Origin of the sequence: Lysobacter sp. CCNWLW3 (assembly GCF_036697405.1) — a bacterium.
GTDB lineage: Bacteria > Pseudomonadota > Gammaproteobacteria > Xanthomonadales > Xanthomonadaceae > Lysobacter.
On the sequence record NZ_JBAHWA010000001.1, the window covers coordinates 147,726 to 161,711 of the forward strand.

Genomic DNA, 13,986 nt, shown 5'->3' on the forward strand with positions numbered 1-13,986 from the left:
GCGATCATGCCGTCGATGTCCAGGACGACCGATCTTTCCGCCCGCCTGAGCGGCCTGCTGGCGCGCCATCAGGCCCTGCACGACCCGCGCCAGGAGTCGCGCAACGGCTTGCGCTGGCTGCCGGAGCTGCGCGCCTGGCAGGCCTGGCGGCTGGAGGCCAGCTTCGACCGCTTCCTGCGCGATCCGCGCCGGCGCCCGGCGGCGCAGTTCTTCCTCAGCGATGTCTACAACGACCACGATTTCAGCCGCCGCGACGCCGACATCGCGCGGGTGCTGCCGATGATGCAGCGCTTGCTGCCCGCCGCGCTGTTGAGCACGGTCGCCGACGCGATCGAGCTGGGCCTGCTGACCCATGCCTTCGACCTGCGCATGGCCGAGCGCCTGCAGGTGCTGGCGCCGCGACGCCGGCGCCTGGACGCGGCCCTGTACGCGCAGGCCTACCGCGACAGCGGCCTGCCGCGCCTGCGCGGGCACCAGATCGACCTGATCGCGCGGGTCGGCAACGGCCTGGGCCGGGCGGTGCGGATGCCGGGCGTGTCGACCCTGCTGAAACTGTCGCGCGGGCCGGCCAAGGCGGCCGGGCTGGCGGAGCTGCAGGGCTTCCTGGAACGCGGCTTCGCCGCCTTCGGCCAACTCGGCGATGTGCGCGAGTTCATCGCCGAGATCGAAAGCGACGAGCGCGAGGTCGCGCAGCGCTTGTTCGAGGGCGATCCGGATCCGTTTCCGGGCTTGGAGTAGGGCGTTCCGGGATTGGGGGCGCGACGGTTGCGTCGTGTTCCGTGCGGCAGCGGCACTTCGAGGCGCGGCGTGGTCCGGCACCGTGAGCGCGACGCCATTCCGGCCTAGACCTTGGCGACGCCAGCTGCGATTCATCATCTCCGGGACGTTGGCGACGCCACCTGCGATTCGTCATCCCCGCGCAGGCGGGGATCCAGTGGCTTCAGCGCGCGAATGGGCGGCCCGTTGGCGGCCAGGGCCGGTGGTCTATCGGGGTTCTAGGCAGATACGTCGCCCGCGGCAGGCCGATCAGGTCACTGGATCCCCGCCTGCGCGGGGATGACGGAACGAAACGACGCCGGTGGCCGTAGCCTTTCCCGATTCCCGATTCCCGATTCCCGATTCCCGATTCCCGATTCCCGATTCCCGATTCCCGATTCCCGAATCCCGCCTTACTTGAAGCGCTCGTCCAGCACCCGTCGGATCTCGCTCTCGATCGGGCCCTTGAGCGCGCCCAGCAGGAAACCCAGGCTTGCGGTCACGCGCAGTTGCTTGGGGCCGAGCGCGATCTTGCCGTCGACGCCGCTGCGGGCGAAGTTCAAGGTATCGCCGGACCAGTCGTATTCGATGCCGAAGCGCTCGGCCAGCTTTTCCGCCACCTCTTCGACGGCTTTGCGGGCCTTGGCCGGCGTCAGCGAATGATCGTGGCGAATATCGATGCTCGACATATAACGTTCCCTCCCAGGATCCGCCTATTGTGCGGGTGTGGCGCGTCGCATCCAAGAGCGTGCCGATGCGGCGCGCCGCTCGGTGTGCGTGATGGGCGCGCAGCATGCTAGATTTCCGCCGAGTGGAAAGCCTAAGACTGCGATATCCCAACCGCGAACATGCCGACCTGGCCCTGAGCCCGGGCGTGCATGCGATCGGCCGCGACGCCGACGGTCGCACTGCCCTGGTCCGCGACGGCGCGGACGCGGTCGCACAGGTGTGCGTGGACCGCCGCGGCGTCTGGCTGCAGGTGCGCGAAGGCGTGCGCGGCCTGCACGTCAACGGCCGCCCGGTGCGGCGCATGGCGATGCTGCGCGCCGGCGACGCGATCTTCCTGGACGGGGTCGAGCTGCTGCTGCTGGCTGGCGAACCCTTGCCGGCCCCGGCCGATTACGGTTTCGGCGAGGCGCCGGAGAGCCGGTTGGTGATCCGCGGCATCGCCGGCCCCCATCACGGCCGCTGTTATCCGCTGGACAAGCCGCGCACCATCGGCCGCGCCAGCGAATGCGACATCCGCATCGACGATGCCTCCTTCGCCGAGCGCCATGCGCGCCTGGAAGCGCACGCCGACGGCGTGGTGCTGCGCGACATGGGCTCGGTCGAGGGCAGCCTGGTCAACGGCCGGCCGGTGCGCAACGCCTTGTTGCGGCCGGGCGACCAGCTGGTGCTGGAATCCCAGCACCGCTTCGTGATCGAGGCGCCCAGCCGCGGCGGTGGCGGCGAGTCGGTACCGACGCCGCACCTAGTCGAGTTCGAGGCCGACGAGCGCACGCGCCCGGCGCCGAGCCTGCCGTCGTCGGTGCGCCGCATGCCCTGGCTGTTGCTGGCGGCGGCGCTGCTGGCGGCCGCGCTCAGCCTGCTGTTGTTGTACGGCGTGAGCTGAGCGCGCGCAGCTTCTTCCAGCCGCGCCAGCCCAGCAGGGCGGCCAGGATCGTCGCGTACAGCAGCGGTTCGCGGATGTCGGACTTCACCAGCCACCAGAAGTGCAGCACCGCCAGCACGGCGATCGCGTAGATCAATTGGTGCAGCCGGCCCCAGAGCCGGCCGAGCCGGCGCATCGCCGCCTGGGTCGAGGTCAGCGCCAGCGGCACCAGCAGCAGCCAGGCCAGGAAACCGACCGTGATGTAGGGCCGCTTGAGGATCTCCTCGAAGATCTGGGTCCAGTAGCCGCGCAGGTCCAGGACCAGGTAGGCGGCGAAGTGCAGGCAGGCATAGAAGAAGGCGTACAGGCCGAGCAGGCGGCGGAAGCGGATCAGCACGGGCTGGCCGCTGAGCTGGCGCAGCGGCGTGATCGCCAGGGTCAGCAGCAACAGGCGCAGCGCCCACAGGCCCAGGCGGTGCTCGATCTCGGCCACCGGGTCGGCGCCGAGGCCGCCGCTGCCGGTCAGGAATTCGGCGCGGATCTGCCAGGCCAGGATCGCCGCCGGGGTCAGCGCGAGCAGGTGGACCAGGGCCTTGGCCGCGATCATGCCCTTGGACGCGGGGCGACGCGGTGCCGGCCGCGCGCGCGCGGCCGTGGTGCGGTCGTTCATGCGCTCAGAACCACTGCTTGAGGTTCATGCCAGCGTACATCGACGCGACCTGCTCGCCGTAGCCGTTGAACAGCCGGGTCGGGATGCGTTCGGCGAACAGCTTGCTGGCGGTGCCGGCGATGCGGCGTTCGCTCTTCTGGGTCCAGCGCGGATGGTCGACGTTGGGGTTCACGTTGGAGAAGAAACCGTACTCGCTGGACTGGGCGTCGTTCCAGCTGGTGAACGGCATTTTCTCGACGAAGGTGATCGCGACGATCGACTTGATGCTCTTGAAGCCGTATTTCCACGGCACCACCAGCCGCAGCGGGGCGCCGTTCTGCTGCGGCAACGGCTTGCCGTACAGGCCGGTGGCCAGCAGGGTCAGCGGGTGCATGGCCTCGTCGATGCGCAGGCCCTCGCGGTAGGGCCAGTCCAGCGCGGGGTAGGCCAGGCCGGGCATCTGCTTGCGGTCGGCCAGGGTGGTGAAGGCCACGTACTTGGCTTTGGATGTGGGCTGGAAGCGCTTGAGCACCTCGCCCAGCGGAACCCCCAGCCAGGGGATCACCATCGACCAGCCTTCCACGCAGCGCAGGCGGTAGATGCGCTCCTGCGGGCTCAGGCCCTTGATCAGATCGTCCAGGCCCAGCGCGCCGGGTTTGGCGCAGGCGCCGCCCACCGCGACCGTCCAGGGACGGGTGCGCAGGGTCTTGGGCGCTTTGCCCGGGTCGGCCTTGCCGGTGCCGAACTCGTAATAGTTGTTGTAGCTGCTGATGTCTTCGTAGCGGGTCAGGGTTTCGTCGGTGCGGAAGCCCGAGGCCGCCTGTGCGGGCGTGATCGCGGTCTTGGGCGCAGGCGGCGGCTCGGCGTCGGCGCAGCCGGCCAGGCCCAGCGCGGGCGCGGCCGCGAACGCGGCCAGCAGGCGCCGGCGCTCGCGGTAGACCGCCTCGTCGGTGATCTCGCGGGCGGGGAGGGTGAAGGCGTCGCGCAATGACATCGGGGGAACTCCTGCTTGAGACGGGCACGGTGTGGACAGGTCGCGGGGCCGTCCAGGCGCATACGGTGGGTTTATCACCATAGAGGCAGCCGAAGGGGCAAAAGTTGCGCGGGTAACCAAGGCGCGCGCAAGTGTTGCACTGCGGCATACTTGGGCTCCAACCCCCACTCCCACGGAGCACCCGATGTCCCGCGCGTTCAACTTCAGTGCCGGCCCCGCGACCTTGCCCGAAGCCGTCCTCCTGCAGGCCCAGGCCGAAATGCTGGACTGGCATGGCGTCGGCGCCTCGATCGTGGAGCTGAGCCATCGCGGGCCGGAGTTCCTCCAGGTCGCCCAGGAAGCCGAAGCCGACCTGCGCACGCTGATGTCGATTCCCGAGGACTATGCGGTGCTGTTCCTGCAGGGCGGCGCGACCACCCAGCAGGCCCTGATCGCGCTCAACTTCGCCGCGCCCGGCCAGACCGTGGATTACGCGGTGACCGGCCATTGGGGCAAGACCGCGCTCAAGCAGGTCAAGCCCTACGTCGACGCCAAGGTGATCGCCAGCGGCGAGGCCGGCGGCTACCGCGACATCCCGGCCTACGCCGACTGGCAGTTCTCCAAGGACGCCGCCTACGTCCACTACACCGCCAACGAAACCATCCATGGCGTCGAGTTCCGCGACATTCCGCAGACCGGCGAGGTGCCGCTGATCGGCGACTTCAGCTCCAGCATCGTGTCCGAGCCCCTGGACGTGTCCAAGTTCGGCGTGATCTACGCCGGCGCGCAGAAGAACCTGGGCCCGGTCGGCGTCAGCGTGGTGATCGTGCGCCGCGACCTGCTCGAACGCGCCGGCCAGCCGCGCGCGGAGATCCTGGACTACCGCGCCCACGTCAAGGGCGAGTCCATGCTCAACACCCCGCCGACCTGGAACTGGTACCTGGCCGGCCTGGTGTTCAAGTGGATGATCGCGCAGGGCGGCGTGGCCGAGTTCGCGCAGCGCAACGCGCGCAAGTCGGCGCTGCTGTACCAGACCATCGACAACTCCGGCGGCTTCTACCGCAACGAGGTCGCGCCCGCCGCGCGCTCGCGCATGAACGTGCCGTTCTTCCTCAAGGACGAGGCGCTGGACAAGCCGTTCCTGAAGGAAGCCGAGGCCGCCGGCCTGATCTCGCTCAAGGGCCACCGCGCCCTGGGCGGCATGCGCGCCTCGATCTACAACGCGATGCCGGAAGAGGGCGTGCAGGCGCTGGCCTCCTTCATGCGAGATTTCCAGAAGAGGAATGGGTGAGCCACCGCGCTTAGCCGATGCCCTATCGGCATCGGCTGCGGTGGCGAACGCACGGCCATGGATGGCCGGGCCGGACGGTCCCCGGGCGAGCCGGTCTGGCCATGGACGGCAGCCTTGAACTCCAGCTTGCGTCGTAGGTTTTCGTAAGCTCTCAAATATCTTCGCTACCTCAGCACCACCTCCGGCCGCCCCCCGGACCCACGAGACGAACATGGCAAAGAAACCCACCAAGCCCGCGGCGCCGAAGCCGAAGCAGGCCGCCGCCAAGCCGAGCAAGGCCGCGAAGAGCAAGCCCGCCACCGCGGCCCCCGAACTCCCCCCGCTCGACCTGGCCGTGCTGCGCACCCGCATCGACGGCATCGACCAGCACATCCAGCAGCTGATCGCCGAGCGCGCCCAGTTCGCCAACCAGGTCGGCAAGGCCAAGGGCAAACTGGCCGCGGCGGTGGACTATTACCGTCCCGAGCGCGAGGCCCAGGTGCTGCGCCGCGTGGTCGACCGCAACGACGGCCCGCTCAACGACGAAGTGCTGGTGCGGCTGTTCCGCGAAATCATGTCGGCCTGCCTGGCCCAGCAGGAGCCGCTCAAGATCGGCTTCCTCGGCCCGGAGGGCACGCACTCGCAGCAGGCGGTGTTCAAGCATTTCGGCCATTCGATCCATGGCCTGCCGCTGGCCAGCATCGAGGAGGTGTTTCAGGAAGTCGAAGCCGGCAACGCCGACTTCGGCGTGGTGCCGGTGGAGAACTCCACCCAGGGCACGATCCAGTCCACCCTGGACATGTTCCTGACCTCGAAGCTGAAGATCTCCGGCGAAGTCGAGCTGCGCGTGCACCAGCACCTGCTCTCGCGCAGCGGCCGGATCGAGGACATCGAACGCGTCTACTCGCATCCGCAGTCCTTCGCCCAGTGCAAGGCCTGGCTGCGCCAGTACCTGCCCAAGGCCGAGAAGATCGCCGTGGCCAGCAACGCCGAAGCCGCGCGCCGCGCGCGCAACGCCGACGACGCGGCCGCGATCGCCGGCGCCAGCGCCGGCAACGTCTACGGCCTGAAGAACGTCGCCGGCCCGATCGAGGACCGCCCCGACAACACCACCCGCTTCCTGGTGATCGGACGCGAGCTGTTCACGCCCTCGGGCAACGACCGCACCTCGCTGCTGATCTTCATCAAGGACCAGCCCGGCGCGCTGTACAACGTACTGTCGCCGTTCGCCAAGCGCGGCCTGAGCATGAACCGCATCGAGTCGCGTCCGGGCCATACCGGCCGCTGGCAGTACGCCTTCTTCGTCGACATCGGCGGCCACGTCCAGGAACCGGCGATGCGCGAAGCGCTGGAGGAGCTGGAAGAGCTGGCCCACGAAGTGAAGGTGCTGGGCTCCTACCCGGTCGCGATCGCGTGAGCGCGGCGCCGTCCTTGCCGGCGGCGACGCCGGCCTTCGACGAGGCCTGGTTCGCCGCGCGCGCGCAAGCGGGCGTGCAGCGCCTGCGCGCCTACGACCCGGGCCACGACCTGGTCGCGTTGCGGCGCCGGTTCGGCGCGCAGCAACTGGTCGAGCTGGGGTCCAACGAGAATCCCTATGGCCCGTCGCCGCGCGCGCGCGCGGCGGCGCTGGCGCAGCTGGATCAACTGCATCGTTATCCCGACCCGCTCGGCGCCGATCTTAAGCGCGCGCTGGCCGCCAAACACGGCGTCGCCACCGCGCAGATCCTGCTCGGCAACGGTTCGCACGAACTGCTGATGCAGCTGGCGCAGGTCTTCGCCGGGCCGGGGACCGAGGTGGTGTTCTCGCGTTACGGCTTCGCGGTGTTCGCGCTCGCCACTCAGGCCGCCGGTGCGGACATGCGCATCGTCGAGGCGCTGCCGCGCAGCGCGGCGATGCCGGCCGGCCACGATCTGGACGCGATCGCCGACGCGATCGGGCCGCGGACTCGGCTGGTCTACCTGGCCAATCCCAACAATCCCACCGGCACCTGGTTCGGTCGCGCGGCCCTGCAGGCCTTCCTGGCGCGCGTGCCGGCCGACATCCTGGTGGTGATGGACGAGGCCTACGCCGAGATGGTCGACCGCGCCGAGGCCGGCGATTTCGCCAGCGCGGTCGAACTGCTGGACGCGCATCCGAACCTGATCGTCACCCGCACCTTCAGCAAGGCCTACGGCCTGGCCGGATTGCGCGTGGGCTATCTGCTGGCGGCACCGGGCCTGGTCGCGGTGATGGAGCGCCTGCGCGAGAGCTTCAACGTCAACGGCCCGGCGCTGGCCGCCTGCGAGGCCGCGCTGGCCGACGAGGCCTACCTGGCCTCGGCCTGCGCGCGCAATGCCCAGCAGCGCGCCGCGCTCGCCGCCGCCTTGCGCGAACGCGGCCTGCGGGTGTTTCCCTCGCAGACCAATTTCGTCCTGGTCGAGTTCGGCGCCGACACCACGCGCATCGAGTCCGAGCTGATCGCGCGCGGCGTGGTGCTGCGGCCGATGGGCGGCTACGGCCTGGGCGACTGCCTGCGCATCACCGTCGGCGACGCCGACGAGAATCGTCGCTTGCTGGCCGCGCTGGACGCGGTGCGCGCATGAGCGCGGACCAGGCCTGGATCGCCGCGCCCGGCGCGCCGCTGCACGGCAGCCTGCGCGTTCCCGGCGACAAATCGGTATCGCATCGCGCGGTCATGCTCGGCGCCCTGGCCGAAGGCACCACCCGCGTCACCGGCTTCCTGGAAGGCGAGGACACCCGCGCCACCGCGCGCGTGTTCGAGCGCCTGGGCGTGCGCATCGAAACGCCCAGCGCCAGCGAACGCATCGTCCACGGCGTCGGCTTGCACGGCCTGCGCGCCAGCGCGCAGGCCCTGGACTGCGGCAACGCCGGCACCGGCATGCGCCTGCTCGCGGGCGTACTGGCGGGGCAGGGTTTCGATTCGGTGCTGATCGGCGACGAGTCGCTGTCCAAGCGTCCGATGCGGCGCGTGACCGAACCGCTGGCGGCGATGGGCGCGCGCATCGACAGCCAGGACGGCGGCCTGCCGCCGCTGCGCATCCATGGCGGCCGCCGCCTGCAGGGCATCGACTACACCCTGCCGGTGGCCAGCGCGCAGGTGAAGTCCGCGCTGCTGCTGGCCGGCCTGTACGCGCAGGGCGAGACCGTGGTGCGCGAGCCGCACCCGACCCGCGACTACACCGAACGCATGCTGGCCGCGTTCGGCTGGCCGATCGAGTTCTCGCCCGGCTATGCGCGCCTGAGCGGCGGCCACGCGCTGCGCGCGACGCAGGTCGCGGTGCCGGCGGATTTCTCCTCGGCCGCGTTCTTCCTGGTCGCGGCCAGCGTGGTGCCGGGCTCCGAACTGCTGCTGGAGGCAGTGGGCATGAACCCGCGCCGCACCGGCCTGCTCGCGGCGCTGCGCCTGATGGGCGCCGACATCCGGCAGGAGCGCGTGCGCGAAGAAGGCGGCGAGCCGGTCGCCGATCTGCGCGTGCGCTACGCACCGCTGCAAGGCATCGACGTGCCCGAGGCGCTGGTGCCGGACATGATCGACGAATTTCCGGCCCTGTTCGTGGCCGCGGCCTGCGCGCAAGGGCGCAGCCGCATTTCCGGCGCGGCCGAATTGCGGGTCAAGGAATCGGACCGGATCGCGACCATGGCACAAGGCTTGCGCATTCTTGGTGCGAAAATCGACGAGACCCCGGACGGCGCGATCATCGACGGCGGCGCCTTGCACGGCGGCGCGGTCGACAGCCACGGCGATCACCGGATCGCGATGAGCTTCGCGGTCGCGGCGCAGTGCGCCAGCGGCGAGGTGCGCATCCATGATGTGGAGAATGTGGCCACTTCGTTTCCGGGTTTCGACACGCTGGCGCGCGGTTGCGGTTTCGAACTGCGTACGGCGTTTGGTTTGCAGACAGGCAAGGACGCGCGGTTTCGCTAGACTTCGTCGACTGAGCGAATCGCGCCGCAGCCGGTGCGCGAGCAGCCGATGTACGGACAAGGATGTGCGAACAGGGAGGTAACGGCCGTCGTCCGCCCCCGCGGCATGGCGGCCATCACGTGGTTCGCGCCAGGCCCGGCGCGATTTGCGAGAGGACGTAGGCGATGCAGCAACTCCGATGCGGCTTGACGACGCCGGCGACGCAAGCGTGCGCGCCGCCGTCGCAAGGCCTGGCGAACCTGGCGAAGACCGCGCATGGCTGAGGACGCGCTGGCCATGAATTCGCTGTCGCGCGCGCCGCGCGGCGCCGGCCTGGGCTGGTACTCCGAGGCCGCCGCCGATCTGCCGCCCTGGCTGCGCCGGGCCGCCTTGTTCGCGCTCGCCTACCAGGCCTTCTTCGCCCTGACCGATATCGGCCTGTATCTGCGCCCGGAGCTCGGCGCGGGCCTGCTGTTGTTGCTGATGTGCTGCGCCGGCGCCAGGCCCTGGCGCGAACTGGCCGCGCAACCGGCGGTGCGCGCGCTGATCGTGCTGATCGTGTTCGTGCTCGTCCAGGCGGTGTACGCGGCCTGGAGCGTGGCGCCCGCGATACCGCTGTCGGCGCAGTTGTCGACCGCGGGCAAACTGGTGCGCCTGGCCTTGTTCACCTGCGTGACCGGTTGGTGGTTGTCGCTGATGCCGCGCGCGATTCCACGACTGGTCGCGCTGATGGGTGCGGGCCTGTTGCTGTCGGCCCTGATCTATCTGCCCTGGAGCCAGGGCGAGGCCTTGTGGGCCGGTCGTCTGCGCCCCGACCTGGGCATAGCCGAGAACCTGAGCGGGCAGCTCGCCGCGATCGGCGGCTGGCTGGCGCTGTGCCTGTCGATGGCGCTATGGGCGCAGCGGCGCGAACGCGGGCGGCGCCTGGCGCTGGCCGTGGGCTTGCTGGCCTACGTCGGTTGTTTCTGCCTGCTGCTGTTCTCGCAATCGCGCGGCGCCTGGCTGGCGTTCGCGGCGGTGATCCCGCCGGCGGTGCTGGCCTACGCCTGGTACCAGTATCGCGGCCGCGCCGGCCTGGGCGTGCTGGTGCCGGCGATCGTGGCGGCGCTGGTGTCGGGCCTGCTGCTGTTCGCCGCGCGCGATCTGATCAGCCTGCGCTTCGCCGGCTCCGAGACCGTGGTCAGCGAGGCCCAGCAGGCCGCCAGCGCGGGCACGGTCGCCAGCGAGCCCGTACCGGCCACGGCCGGGCCCGCCAAGGCCACAGGCCCGGCGCCCGCGGTGATCGCGGCCCAGCACACCCAGCTCAACAACAAGGCCGTGAGCGTGCGCATGGCCCTGTACAAGCTGGGCACGGAGAAGTGGCTGGAGCGCCCGCTGCTGGGCTGGGGCTTGCGCACCACGCCGTCGCTGATCGCCGAGAGCCGGCGCGACATGGCCGGCCAGCATCACATGCATTTCCACAACACTTATCTGGACGCGCTGGTCGGATTGGGCGCGCTGGGCACGCTGCTGCTGGGGGTCGCGTTCGCGCTGCTGCTGCGCGAGGCGCTGCTGGCGTGGCGGCGCGGGCTGATGCCCTTGGCCGGGTTCTGGGCCTTGGCCGGCAGCGTCGGCATCGTGCTGGTGGCGAACAACTTCGATTCGCTGCTGTGGCGCTTCGAGTACGGGCGCGCGCCGCTGGAGTTCCTGTTCGGCGCCTGCCTGGCCTGGGGCCTGATCCGTCGTCGCGGCGCTACGGGGCCGGGGCGCGGCTGAATTCGAAAGGCGGTCCGCGATCGCCGGCGTGCCCCCTGCGGTTTGGTCCGCATCGCTCCGGCCGCCCAGCGGCGGCCGGAGCCCGCTCTCCCCCGATAACGCGGTCCTGCGGCTCAGGACCTAGGCCCAGGCGTTCAGGCCTGCGGCTTGAACGCGATCGGCACTTCCACCTCCGCCGGCACCGGCTTGCCGTTGCGCGTGGCCGGTTCGAAGCGCCAGCGGCGCACCGCCTCCTGGGCGGCGCGGTCGAGCTCGCGCGAGCTGCTGCGGCGGACGAAATCGATCTCGCCCGGCACGCCGTCGGCGCCCACGCTCACCCGCAACAGCACGTCGCCGCCTTCGCCGCGACGCAGCGCGGTGGCCGGGTACTCGGGTTCGGGGCTGCGGCTGGCGATGCGTTGCGGCGCGGTCTCGCGCGGCGCGCTGATCGTGGGTTTGCTCGGCTTGGGCTTGGCCGCGCTGGCGACCGGCTTGGTCGCGCCGCGGTCGCTCTCGGACGGAGTCGCGGGGCTGGTTTCGGTCGGCACCGGCGCGATCGGGGCATCCGGCGGCAGCGCTGCCGGCATCGGCGCGCGTTGGCTCAGCAGGTACCAGATCAGCAGGATCGCGGCCAGCAGCACCAGCAGCCACAGGCCGGTACGGTTGCGCGCAGGCTCGGCGGCGTCCGCGGTGGCCTGCGGTTGAGTGTCGCGATGGTCCAGCGTGTTGTCCGTCATGTCTCCCTCCTCGGGTCGTCCCCGGTGGTCCGGGTGGCGATCCGACTTTCCTCACGCCGGTGTTAGCGGCGAGTGAGGCGGAGGGGGCAGGGCGTTACCCGTTCAGCGGCTGGCATCGAATGTGATGGGGACCATCACGGTGCCGCTGACCGGCTGCCCATTGGCCAGCGCGGGGCGGAAACGCCAGCGCCGGACCGCGTCCTGGGCCGCGCGATCGAGGGTGCGCGAACCGCTGCTGGTGCCGACGCCGACGTCGGTCGGCACACCGTCGGCGCCGATCTGCACGCGCACGGTGACCGTGCCGCTCTCGCCGCGGCGCAGGGCCTGGGGCGGGTAGCGCGGCGCGGGGTTCTGGCCGGCGATCGGCTGGGGGTCGGAACTGGCGACCGCCGCCGGCGGCGGGGTCTGCGGGCGCGCCGCGACCGCGGCATCGGCCGGCGGCGGAGGCGGTGCGGTCTCGACCAGGCGCGGCTGATCGGCGCCCGCGGCCGGGGCGGACTGCGGCGCGGGGCCGACTCCGCTGCCTTCGTTGCCCGACATCGGCGCCGGCAGCGGCGCGTAGTTCGGGCCGGCCGCGGTCGGCGGGGCGACCTCGTCGGCGCGGTAGAAATCGTGATCGTCGCTGCGCGACCAGACCAGGGCGAACAGGATCAGGCCGAGCGCGAACGCGCCCAGTACCCACCACAGGGCCTTGCGCGAGGGGCGCCAGGCGGACAGATCCAGGACGGGACGGGACGGCGCGGGGGACGGTGTCGACATGCGGAATCCGGCGGGGACAGGGAGCGGGGCTAGCCGCATTCTGCCTCCAACCGGGTTAATCCGTCGGCAACCGGTCGCGGTTTGCGGCCACGATTGGCCCTGAGCGCGCTTAGCACGCGATAATCGCGCTCCGCTTCCCCACCGGTTCCGCCATGCTCGATCCTATTCTGCTGCGCCAGCAACCCGCCGAACTCGCCGCGCGTCTGCGCGATACCCGCGGCTACGTACTCGACGCGAGCGCGCTGGAGTCGCTGGAAAGCGAGCGCAAGCAGATCCAGATCCGCACCCAGGAGCTGCAGAACCTGCGCAACACCCGCTCCAAGGCGATCGGCCAGGCCAAGGCCAAGGGCGAGGACGTGGCCGCGCTGATGGCCGAGGTCGCCGGTTTCGGCGACGAGCTCAAGGCCAGCGAGCTGCGCCTGGACGAAATCCGCGGCCAGATCGAGGCGATCGCGCTGGGCATCCCGAACCTGCCGCACGAATCGGTGCCGGCCGGCCAGGACGAGACCGGCAACGTCGAGCAGCACCGCTGGGGCGTGCCGCAGGCGTTCAATTTCACGATCAAGGATCATGTCGAACTGGGCGCGCGCAAGGGCTGGCTGGATGGCGACACCGCCGCCAAGCTGTCGGGCGCGCGCTTCACCGTGCTGCGCGGCCAGCTCGCGCGCCTGCACCGCGCGCTGGCGCAGTTCATGCTGGATCTGCACACCGACCAGCACGGCTACCAGGAAACCAACGTGCCGCTGCTGGTCAACGCCGATTCCATGCGCGGCACCGGCCAGCTGCCCAAGTTCGAGGACGACCTGTTCGCGACCGCGATCGGCGAGGGCGAGACCGCCAGCAAGCGCTACCTGATCCCGACCTCGGAAGTGCCGCTGACCAACATCGTGCGCGACGAGATCGTCGAGGACGCGGCGCTGCCGCTGCGCATGACCGCGCACTCGATGTGCTTCCGCGCCGAGGCCGGCAGCCACGGCCGCGACACCCGCGGCATGATCCGCCAGCACCAGTTCGAGAAGGTCGAGCTGGTCACCATCGCGCGCCCGCACGAAAGCTACGACGAGCACGAGCGCATGACCCGCTGCGCCGAGGTGGTGCTGGAAAAGCTCGGCCTGCCGTACCGCCGCATGCTGCTGTGCACCGGCGACATGGGCTTCTCGGCCACCAAGACCTACGACCTGGAAGTCTGGCTGCCCAGCCAGGACAACTACCGCGAGATCTCCTCCTGTTCGAACTGCGAGGCCTTCCAGGCCCGCCGCATGCAGGCGCGCTGGCGCAACCCGGCCACCGACAAGCCCGAGCCCGTGCACACCCTCAACGGCTCCGGCGTGGCGATCGGCCGCGCCCTGATCGCGGTGATGGAGAACTACCAGAACGCCGACGGCTCGATCACCGTGCCCGAGGTGCTGCGCCCGTACATGGGCGGGGCCGATCGCATCGAGTGATGCGGGGTTCCGCGATGGCGCCGCATGACGTGCCATCGTCTGATGCGGTTGTCACCGCATCCTACGTGCTGATGCGGTGCTTGCCGCCGCAGTGGGATGCGGTAAGCCGAAGGCGCACCGCATCGCGCGAATCGGAAGTACGGCGACGCCGGAGCGCGACGATGCGG

General features: G+C 70.5%; 13 protein-coding genes. 8 read left to right on the plus strand and 5 right to left on the minus strand.

Translation table 11 applies throughout. From position 1 onward, the window contains the following. Positions 1–15 precede the first annotated feature (15 nt). A complete protein-coding gene (locus V1318_RS00770; RefSeq protein WP_332936863.1) occupies positions 16–738 on the plus strand; it encodes a hypothetical protein in 723 nt (240 codons plus the stop codon). Between the two features lie 431 nt (positions 739–1,169). Here V1318_RS00770 and V1318_RS00775 read toward each other — a convergent pair whose 3' ends face one another. Further along, positions 1,170–1,445 (minus strand): polyhydroxyalkanoic acid system family protein, encoded by a 276-nt coding sequence (locus V1318_RS00775; protein WP_332936865.1) that lies wholly within the window; start codon positions 1,443–1,445, stop codon positions 1,170–1,172. 122 nt (positions 1,446–1,567) lie between these two features. Here V1318_RS00775 and V1318_RS00780 point away from each other — a divergent pair, with 122 nt between their 5' ends. Continuing rightward, entirely contained in the window at positions 1,568–2,368 is an 801-nt protein-coding gene (locus V1318_RS00780; RefSeq protein ID WP_332936867.1) for an FHA domain-containing protein, read from the plus strand. On the opposite strand, the gene msrQ is transcribed toward V1318_RS00780, so the two are convergent. Next, positions 2,337–2,954, minus strand: coding sequence for a protein-methionine-sulfoxide reductase heme-binding subunit MsrQ (gene msrQ / locus V1318_RS00785; RefSeq protein ID WP_332938282.1), 618 nt, complete (start codon positions 2,952–2,954; stop codon positions 2,337–2,339). The two genes, V1318_RS00780 and msrQ, sit on opposite strands and share 32 nt — an antisense overlap. Before the next feature lie 67 nt (positions 2,955–3,021). Continuing rightward, positions 3,022–3,990 carry a protein-methionine-sulfoxide reductase catalytic subunit MsrP gene (msrP, locus tag V1318_RS00790; RefSeq protein ID WP_332936868.1) on the minus strand — a complete coding sequence of 323 codons (969 nt, stop codon included), beginning with the start codon at positions 3,988–3,990 and terminating at the stop codon, positions 3,022–3,024. A gap of 184 nt (positions 3,991–4,174) precedes the next feature. Between msrP and serC the strand changes: the two genes are divergently transcribed. The 5 genes from serC (at position 4,175) to V1318_RS00815 (ending at position 10,899) form a co-directional block, all read left to right on the plus strand. After that, positions 4,175–5,260, plus strand: a complete 1,086-nt coding sequence (serC, locus tag V1318_RS00795; RefSeq protein ID WP_332936869.1) for a 3-phosphoserine/phosphohydroxythreonine transaminase — start codon at positions 4,175–4,177, stop codon at positions 5,258–5,260. Positions 5,261–5,471: 211 nt separating this feature from the next. Next, positions 5,472–6,656 carry a prephenate dehydratase gene (pheA, locus tag V1318_RS00800; RefSeq protein WP_332936870.1) on the plus strand — a complete coding sequence of 395 codons (1,185 nt, stop codon included), beginning with the start codon at positions 5,472–5,474 and terminating at the stop codon, positions 6,654–6,656. Beyond that, complete coding sequence (hisC, locus tag V1318_RS00805) at positions 6,653–7,822, plus strand: histidinol-phosphate transaminase (RefSeq protein ID WP_332936871.1); 1,170 nt, start codon at positions 6,653–6,655, stop codon at positions 7,820–7,822. The genes pheA and hisC overlap by 4 nt, the downstream gene beginning before the upstream one ends. Next, positions 7,819–9,165, plus strand: coding sequence for a 3-phosphoshikimate 1-carboxyvinyltransferase (gene aroA / locus V1318_RS00810; RefSeq protein WP_332936872.1), 1,347 nt, complete (start codon positions 7,819–7,821; stop codon positions 9,163–9,165). The genes hisC and aroA overlap by 4 nt, the downstream gene beginning before the upstream one ends. A 255-nt stretch (positions 9,166–9,420) precedes the next feature. After that, positions 9,421–10,899 (plus strand): O-antigen ligase family protein, encoded by a 1,479-nt coding sequence (locus tag V1318_RS00815; protein WP_332936873.1) that lies wholly within the window; start codon positions 9,421–9,423, stop codon positions 10,897–10,899. Positions 10,900–11,033: 134 nt separating this feature from the next. Here V1318_RS00815 and V1318_RS00820 read toward each other — a convergent pair whose 3' ends face one another. Further along, complete coding sequence (locus tag V1318_RS00820; RefSeq protein ID WP_332936875.1) at positions 11,034–11,615, minus strand: TonB family protein; 582 nt, start codon at positions 11,613–11,615, stop codon at positions 11,034–11,036. Between the two features lie 102 nt (positions 11,616–11,717). Next, positions 11,718–12,374: a TonB family protein gene (locus tag V1318_RS00825; protein ID WP_332936876.1), complete on the minus strand. Its 657-nt coding sequence runs from the start codon at positions 12,372–12,374 to the stop codon at positions 11,718–11,720. 152 nt (positions 12,375–12,526) lie between these two features. On the opposite strand from V1318_RS00825, the gene serS reads away from it, so the two are divergent. After that, the gene (gene serS / locus V1318_RS00830) at positions 12,527–13,819 is read left to right on the plus strand and encodes a serine--tRNA ligase (RefSeq protein WP_332936877.1); all 1,293 of its coding nucleotides are present in this window, start codon (positions 12,527–12,529) and stop codon (positions 13,817–13,819) included. The last annotated feature ends 167 nt before the right edge of the window (positions 13,820–13,986 follow it).